Genomic DNA, 1117 nt, shown 5'->3' with positions numbered 1-1117 from the left:
GCCTGACGGCTAGTGTCTGATGTCTGAAGTCAAGGTCAACGGCAGCGCTTGCTGCGACCGGAACGGTCTCGCCGCTTTCACCGTGCCGGCGATAAAGCTACCGGCACTCTGATGGCGCCACGCCGTTCCGTCGTGTCGGGTGTGTTCATTCTCATCCCTTCCCCTGGTGAGTCATCTCTCGTCCGTTCCCCGGCGAAGGGCTGGTCGTAGCACCGCCGTGTCGTCACCCAAGGGGTAAATAAACTCCGCCAAAAACTTTTTGCCAGGGACCGCAAAAACTTTTTGTCTCCGCCCCTTGTTCTCCTCCTTACGACGTTGCTCCTTTGCCCTTTGCCGCCAGGGAACTCACCGAGAGATGGATTAACCACCAGACCAGAGGAAAAGCAGAATGAACACACAGAACGTCAACGTCAAAACCGCCACCAAAGAATCTACCGAAAGATGGGTTGAAAACCTTCTGGCCAACGCGATTAGCGAGCAAAAGAGCCTCCTTATGTATCTGGCGGAGCTTAAAAACAAGCGCCTGAGAGAAAGCGAAAGAAGTGAACTGGTATGGGGCACGTTGATGCGTATGGCTGATAACGTCCTGGGGGCGGGAGTGGTTGACTGGCACGCTGACGTTCTGCAGGTGCATTTCGGCGTTGCACAACCGTGGCTTCAGTCCCGGAAACTCGTTGAGCTTCTTTATGGTGATATCGGTGAGGAAGCGTGGAATGACGCACGCAAATACATTGCTGACTCAATGCGCGCTGAACGCCATATGCCATGAATCTGCTTTTTTACCCAACATCTGGCGGTCCGGGGGCCGCCGGTCATCCACATAAGGAGAGATGTATGAACTTACACCTGATCGAATCCTCTGCAGTCCTGGGAATGCAGACCACCGCAGAGGCAGAACGTGCGTACTGGTTGAGTCGCCGTAACGATGCGGTGAAAGCACCGGAAGAAATCGACGTTCATGCCTTTCACGAGGCGCTGGGCCTGATGTATCCGCTCAACTGGTCAACAAGTGAGAACGGCGAGTGGGAAACGTTCATGCTGCAGGAGATGGTCTGCTGTGACGTGACAGAGATATACGCCCGCTACGGAGCCAGATATTTCCGGCTGCGGGATGTGT

Annotated in this window: 2 protein-coding genes; both read left to right on the top strand. The window is 54.8% G+C overall.

The window, feature by feature from the left end; all coding sequences use genetic code 11:
* Positions 1 to 388: 388 nt before the first annotated feature.
* A complete protein-coding gene (locus HMPREF3096_RS16515) occupies positions 389 to 769 on the top strand; it encodes a hypothetical protein (protein WP_015632488.1) in 381 nt (126 codons plus the stop codon).
* 65 nt (positions 770 to 834) lie between these two features.
* The coding region (locus tag HMPREF3096_RS16510; RefSeq protein WP_070544527.1) for a hypothetical protein at positions 835 to 1117 on the top strand (283 nt) is incomplete at its 3' end.

Source organism: Klebsiella sp. HMSC25G12, from assembly GCF_001807705.1.
GTDB classification, from domain to species: domain Bacteria; phylum Pseudomonadota; class Gammaproteobacteria; order Enterobacterales; family Enterobacteriaceae; genus Klebsiella; species Klebsiella variicola.
Note: the sequence above shows the minus strand (reverse complement) of the source record. Positions and strands in the feature narration are given on the sequence as shown.

What these genes read in the sequence shown, in the direction of transcription:
- HMPREF3096_RS16515 (WP_015632488.1), top strand. Translation starts at nt 389, where the DNA reads ATGAACACACAGAACGTCAACGTCAAAACCGCCACCAAAGAATCTACC.